This is a genomic window from Mycobacterium sp. (assembly GCF_035570115.1).
GTDB lineage: Bacteria > Actinomycetota > Actinomycetes > Mycobacteriales > Mycobacteriaceae > Mycobacterium.
Map to the genome: position 1 here is coordinate 23,672 of NZ_DATMLH010000132.1, position 6,554 is coordinate 30,225.

Here is a 6,554-nt window from a genome sequence, read left to right on the forward strand (position 1 = left end):
AAGCTACTGGTCGATGACCAGACCGCAACACGGCCGCGACCTGGACGCATTGCTGCACCGCGTGGCGCGTCGGGACGCAGAAGCGTTCGCCGCGCTTTACGACCACACCAGGGCGCGGGTATATGGGCTGGTGACTCGCGTGCTGCGGGACTCCGGCTACAGCGAAGAAACCACCCAAGAGGTGTATCTCGAGGTGTGGCGGACCGCGGAAGCCTACGACTCGGCGAAGGGCTCCGCCCTGTCCTGGCTGATGACGATGGCGCACCGGCGCGCCATAGACCGGGTGCGTGCCGAGCAAGCGGCCACTCAGCGAGAATCGCGTTACGGCGCGTCCAACGTCGAGCCGCCCGGCGATGTCGTCGCCGAGTCGGCGATCGCCGCCGATGAGCGCCGCCGGGTGGCTCAGTGCCTTGATGGGCTGACCGACATTCAGCGCCAGTGCATCGAGATGGCCTACTACGGCGGGTTGACCTATGCCGAAGTGTCACAACGGCTGTCGGCCAATCTGTCGACGATCAAATCACGGATGCGCGACGCGCTACGTGGACTTCGTCATTGCCTGGGTGCGTCATGACCGAGCCGACCGATTTCGAACTGCTCGAGCTGGCCACGCCGTATGCGTTGCACGCGGTATCCGATGCCGAGCACGCGGCAATCGAGCGGCAGCTCGCCATGGCGCCATCATCGATCGCCGAGGCCTTCCGCGACGAGGTGCGCGCGGTCCGCGAGACGATGACCGCGGTTTCGGCGGCAACGGCCGCCGAGCCACCGACGCATCTTCGCGCGACGGTGCTGGCCGCGGTGCAACCGGAGGCTACGCGTGGGTCTCGGTGGCGGACAGCGCTATTGGCTGCAGCGGCGGCGATCGTCGTGGGATTGGCTGCCTTCGGCGCCGGGATCGCGCTCCGGCCATCACCCGCGCCGAGTATGGCCCAGCAGATCATGGCGGCACCGGACGTGCGAACGGTCTCCGGCCAGCTGGCCAGCGGGACGGCCACGGTGGTGTTCTCACGGGATATGAACGCCGGGATGCTGGTCATGAACAACGTCCCCCCACCCTCGCAGGGCACCGTGTATCAAATGTGGCTGATCAGTGACAAGGGCCCGACCTCGGCAGGCACGATGAACACCGCGGCCGTCGCGCCGTCGACCACCGCCATGCTGACCAACCTCGGAAATTCCAGCACGCTGGCGTTCACCGTCGAACCCGGCAACGGCTCACCCCAACCGACCGGAAAGATCTTTGCCAAGCTGCAATTGACCTAGCCTGGCCTCGGCGGGCTAGAGCTGATTGCCCGACTCCTCCTCGGGCCCTACGGGCCCGCATCGTCGGCGGGCTAGGACTTCCGCAGACTGCCCAGCACCGCGGCTAATATGCCGAGCGCGACCAGCACTCCGCCCGCGGCCAGGGTCAGGTCGAGCCAGTGGTGCAGGCTGCTTTCGGCCTCGCCGACCATGACGTCAGCGACACGCCGAATATCGCCGGTGGTGTCATTCAGCGCATCGTTGATACCGCGGCGGCCGATCTCGATACCCGCCCAACCGGCGGCGCCGACCAGCAGCGCCGAGATGCCTAGGCCGGCCAGCGCCCTGGCACGGGTGCGTGCGGCGGCCAATGTCAGTAGCGCGCAGATCCCGGTCAGCACCGCCGCGGCGATGCTCGCCCACGGACCCCAGGTGACCAGCGGACGTAATATGCCGGGCTGCAATACCTTTGGCGTCGATACCGTCACCGGCACCCGTACCGTCTCCGGCACCCGCACGTTATAGGTCGACAGCATCGGTGCAAACGCGCTGTCTTTGAGCATCCCGGCCAGGTCGATGACCCACTGGTCGCCTTCCGACCGCGCCGCGGTGCCGGTGAACATCCAGCCGTGCGCCAGCCGATTGGCATCGGCGAACTGCGACGGGAAGTCCGGACCGGAGGCATAGCCGGCGGCTACATCGTGAACCTGGGCCGAGCCGACCTTGTAGCCACGTTGATCGATGAGCACCATGGCCCTGGTGGCGAGCTCGGATGCCACCGCGGCCTGCAGCACCGGATCGGCCGCGGCTTTCCGGGCCATCGCCTCATACCCGGTGGCATCGACGATATGCGTCTGCGCCCACGCCGTCGGCACGGCAACCGCCAGCGCCACAGTGCTGAACAGCCACAGCAGCACCGTTACCGCGAAGCGCACGCTGTGGCCAGGGTCAAGTTCACTGGGGCAGGATGCCTTGCAGGTAGGCGGCCTGACCGAGATGCTGGGCGCAGTCGTCGATGATGCTGACCAGTCGGGCGCTTGCGGTCACCGGCGGGTCCCAGTTCTTGTCCACGATGCGCGCCAAGTCCTCGGCGGTGACGCGGGCGACGAATTCCAGCGTCACCTTGTGCACGGCGTGGTAGTAGCCGGTGAGCAGATCGATCGATGCGTGCACCTTGGCCACCTGTTCGGGACCGTGGCCATAGCCGGTGTCGTTGCGCGGCAATTCCAGCCCGAACCGGTCCACCCACCCTTCGTGGGTCCACACTTGCTCGATGCCGGCGATCGGGGCCAATTGAATGTCTTGCACCCGCGCGCTGTGCCAGATCAACCACGCGATGCTGTTGGCGTTCGGGCTCGGACGGTAACCGGCCTGTTCGTCGGTGAGTCCATCGGTGATCTCGTCGACGTGTTCGATCAACCGGGTGAACGCGTCGCGCAGCAACTCTTGAACGGCCGCATCGGTCGACATACCGGCGACCCTACCGCCGCGCCGAGGAATTGATCCTGGCATCAGTTACCGACGCGGTCGTAGATTATTTAGATGACCTACGACCTCATCATCCGCAACGGGACCATCGTCGACGGGCTCGGAGGCAAACCGTACGTCGGCGACGTCGCGGTGCGTGACAGCGTCATCGCCGCCGTCGGAACAGTCAATGGCGCATCGGCGACGCGGGAAATCGACGCGACCGGGCTGCTGATCACCCCGGGCTTCGTCGATCTGCACACCCACTACGACGGCCAGTCCATCTGGTCGGAGCGCCTTACCCCGTCCTCGGCGCACGGGGTGACCACTGTGGTGATGGGCAACTGCGGCGTGGGCTTCGCGCCGTGCCGCCAGGAAGACCACGACGTGCTCGTCGACGTGATGGCGGGCGTTGAAGACATTCCCGGTGTCGTGATGACCGACGGCCTGCCGTGGACCTGGGAAACCTTCCCCGAATACCTGGATGCACTGGACACCGGCAAGCGCGATATCGACGTGGCGGCCTACCTCCCACACTCGCCGCTGCGCGTCTACGTCATGGGTCAGCGCGGCGCCGACCGTCAGCCGGCCACCGCCGACGATCTGGCGAAGATGCGAGCACTGGCCAAGGAGGCGATGGAGGTCGGGGCGCTCGGCTTCGCGTCGTCCCGGCTGACCATCCACAAGACCGAGAGCGGCTCGCCGATTCCGAGCTACGACGCGGCCCGCGAGGAGATCGAAGAGATCGCGCGCGGTGTCGTGGACGGCGGCGGCGGTCTGCTGCAGTTCGTGCCCGACATTCCGTCCGGGGGCTATCAGCCAGTGCTGCAGACGGTTTTCGACGTCGCCGAGGACGTCGGGCTACCGGTCACCTTCACGCTCGTCGTCGCCAACGCCGGCGACCCGACCTGGCCGGACGCCATCACGATGATCGAAAAGGCGAACGCGGCAGGCGGCGATGTCACCGCCCAGCTGCTTCCGCGCCCGATCGGGCTGATCATCGGACTGCAGCTGACCGCCAACCCATTCGTGCTCTACCCGAGCTACCGCGAGATCGCCGACCTGCCGCTGGCCGAGCGGGTGGCCGAGATGCGCAAGCCCGAGGTCCGCGCCCGGATACTCGCCGACAAGCCCGGCCACGGTCACCCGATTCTGTACGTGACACAGATGTGGGACTGGATCTTCCCGCTCGACGACAACCCCGACTACGAGCCTGACCCGTCAACCAGCATCGGGGCCCGGGCCCGAGCCCGCGGGGTGAACCCGATGGAAGAGGCCTACGACCGGCTGCTCGACGACGACGGCCGGGCCATGTTGCTGGTGGCCACCAGCAACCTGGAGCACAACTCGCTGGACACCGTCGGCAAACTCCTCCATCGTGACGACGTCGTACTCGGGCTCGGCGACGGCGGCGCGCACTACGGGATGATCTGCGATGCCAGCTACTCGACGTACTTCCTGGCGCACTGGGCGCGCGATCGGAAGTCCGGGCGGTTCACGGTGGCTGAGGCTATCCGGGAACTGACTTCGGTGCCGGCCCGCGTCGCCGGGCTGGGCGACCGCGGCTGCATCGCTGTGGGCTACAAAGCCGACCTCAACGTCATCGACCATGCGGCGCTGCAGCTGCACAAGCCGGTGATCACCCACGACCTGCCCGCCGGTGGGCGTCGGCTCGACCAGACTGCCGACGGTTACGTGGCGACGATCGTCTCCGGAGAGGTGATCGCCGAGAACGGCGCGCCCACCGCCGCCCGGCCGGGCAAGCTGGTCCGCGGCCGCCAGCCGGTTCCCGCCTAGCGGCCCTAAGGGCGTTGCGCCGTCACATCCGCCTCATCAGCCCCCGTGTCGGTGGGGGGCACACAATTTGCCCACCTCCGAGCGAATTTCCGTTGAACGGCAAGATGAGTTTTCGCTCGAAGGCGGGCAAATTGGACATCGCCTTCGCGGCGGAGAATCAACTGCCTCAGCCGGACAGCGCGTCGAAAAGTGCTGCTAGCTGGCCCGGCGACACGGATGTGTTGCACTGGCCGCGCAGGTCGAGCAGCGGCTGCGCAATGTTCTTCAGGTCCAGAAACTCACCGGGGTGACTGACGAAGTAGCCGCGCACAGTCGCCTTCGCATCCGCCGGCGGTTGGCTGACGGCGGCGGTCAGCACATTGTTGGCATCCGGGTGAGCGTCCAGGTATCCGCTTGCCCCGTTCAGCACTCCGCTGGCGGTGGCAGCCAACCCGCTGGCCGTGCACGGGTCGGGCGCAGCGCCCGCCGTCGGCGATGTGGAGACCACCGCGACGAGGCAAAGAAGGGGAACCGCGCCAAACACCTTGCGCCATAACGAAGTTGCGGACATTGTCATTGCTCCGATCCCTTTCCCCGGTTTTCCCATAGTCGTGAAGTGGACCTTCAGTACAGCAGCCCCACAACGAAACGAAAAAACCCGGCCCCACATGGGGACCGGGCCTTTCGTTGAAACGGACTCGAATCGAATGTCCGACTAGAAGTCCATGCCGCCCATGCCACCGGTCGGGTCGCCGGCGGGAGCCGCGGCCTTCTCCGGCTTGTCGGCGACGACGGCCTCGGTGGTCAGGAACAGGCCCGCGATGGACGCCGCGTTCTGCAGCGCCGAACGGGTCACCTTGACCGGGTCGGCAACGCCGGCCTTCAGCAGGTCCTCGTAGTCGCCGGTCGCGGCGTTCAGGCCGGTGCCGGCCTTCGCGTTGCGGACCTTCTCGGCGACAACGCCGGGCTCCAGCCCGGAGTTGAAGGCGATCTGCTTCAGCGGAGCCTCCAGCGCCACCTTGACGATGTTGGCACCGGTGGCCTCGTCGCCCTTGAGCTTGAGCTCGTCCAGGGCCGGTGCCGCCTGCAGCAGGGCCACGCCACCACCGGCGACGATGCCCTCTTCGACGGCCGCCTTGGCGTTGCGGACCGCGTCCTCGATGCGGTGCTTGCGCTCCTTGAGCTCCACCTCGGTGGCAGCTCCGGCCTTGATCACCGCAACACCGCCGGCCAGCTTGGCCAGGCGCTCCTGCAGCTTCTCGCGGTCGTAGTCGGAGTCGCTGTTCTCGATCTCGGCGCGGATCTGGGACACCCGTCCGGCGATGGCGTCGGTGTCACCGGCACCCTCGACGATCGTGGTCTCGTCCTTGGTGATGACCACCTTGCGGGCCTTGCCCAGCAGCGAGATGTCAGCGGTCTCGAGTGAGAGGCCGACCTCTTCGCTGACGACCTGACCACCGGTGAGGATGGCCATGTCCTGCAGCATCGCCTTGCGCCGGTCACCGAAGCCGGGGGCCTTGACCGCCACCGACTTGAAGGTGCCGCGGATCTTGTTGACGACCAGGGTGGACAGCGCCTCGCCCTCGACGTCCTCGGCGATGATCAGCAGCGGCTTGCCGCCCTGGATGACCTTCTCCAGCAACGGCAACAGGTCCTTGACGGTGGAGACCTTGGAGCTGACCAGCAGGATGTAGGGGTCCTCCAGGACCGCTTCCTGACGTTCGGCGTCGGTGACGAAGTAACCCGAGATGTAGCCCTTGTCGAACCGCATGCCCTCGGTCAGCTCGAGCTGCAGACCGAACGTGTTGGACTCCTCGACGGTGATGACGCCCTCGTTGCCGACCTTGTCCATCGCCTCGGCGATCAGGTCGCCGATCGACTGGTCGCCCGCCGAGATGGCCGCGGTGGCAGCGATCTGCTCCTTGGTCTCGACGTCCTTGGCCGACTTCAGCAGGGTCTCGGTGATCTTCTCGACGGCCTTCTCGATGCCGCGCTTGAGAGCCAGCGGGTTGGCACCGGCGGCGACGTTGCGCAGACCTTCCTTGACCAGCGCCTGGGCCAGCACG

Annotated in this window: 7 protein-coding genes; 3 read left to right on the top strand and 4 right to left on the bottom strand. The window is 66.7% G+C overall.

Going from position 1 to position 6,554, the window contains the following annotated elements; all coding sequences use genetic code 11:
* The first annotated feature begins 13 nt into the window (after positions 1-13).
* Both VNW74_RS12430 and VNW74_RS12435 read left to right on the top strand, forming a co-directional pair.
* A complete protein-coding gene (locus tag VNW74_RS12430; protein WP_325677172.1) occupies positions 14-574 on the top strand; it encodes a sigma-70 family RNA polymerase sigma factor in 561 nt (186 codons plus the stop codon).
* The gene (locus VNW74_RS12435; protein WP_325677174.1) at positions 571-1,266 is read left to right on the top strand and encodes an anti-sigma factor; all 696 of its coding nucleotides are present in this window, start codon (positions 571-573) and stop codon (positions 1,264-1,266) included. Before VNW74_RS12430 ends, VNW74_RS12435 begins: the two co-directional genes overlap by 4 nt.
* Before the next feature lie 71 nt (positions 1,267-1,337).
* Here the strand turns inward: VNW74_RS12435 and VNW74_RS12440 are convergent, their stop codons facing one another.
* Positions 1,338-2,180 carry a hypothetical protein gene (locus tag VNW74_RS12440; protein WP_325677176.1) on the bottom strand — a complete coding sequence of 281 codons (843 nt, stop codon included), beginning with the start codon at positions 2,178-2,180 and terminating at the stop codon, positions 1,338-1,340.
* 19 nt (positions 2,181-2,199) lie between these two features.
* Positions 2,200-2,715 (bottom strand): mycothiol transferase, encoded by a 516-nt coding sequence (locus VNW74_RS12445; RefSeq protein WP_325677178.1) that lies wholly within the window; start codon positions 2,713-2,715, stop codon positions 2,200-2,202.
* A 72-nt stretch (positions 2,716-2,787) separates the two neighbouring features.
* On the opposite strand from VNW74_RS12445, the gene VNW74_RS12450 reads away from it, so the two are divergent.
* Positions 2,788-4,509 (top strand): N-acyl-D-amino-acid deacylase family protein, encoded by a 1,722-nt coding sequence (locus VNW74_RS12450; protein WP_325677180.1) that lies wholly within the window; start codon positions 2,788-2,790, stop codon positions 4,507-4,509.
* 166 nt (positions 4,510-4,675) lie between these two features.
* Here VNW74_RS12450 and VNW74_RS12455 read toward each other — a convergent pair whose 3' ends face one another.
* Together VNW74_RS12455 and groL are read right to left on the bottom strand one after the other, a co-directional pair.
* Positions 4,676-5,065: a heme-binding protein gene (locus tag VNW74_RS12455; RefSeq protein ID WP_325677182.1), complete on the bottom strand. Its 390-nt coding sequence runs from the start codon at positions 5,063-5,065 to the stop codon at positions 4,676-4,678.
* Positions 5,066-5,203: 138 nt separating this feature from the next.
* Positions 5,204-6,554 (bottom strand): chaperonin GroEL (gene groL, locus VNW74_RS12460; RefSeq protein WP_325677184.1); only part of this gene is annotated, 1,351 nt, incomplete at its 5' end.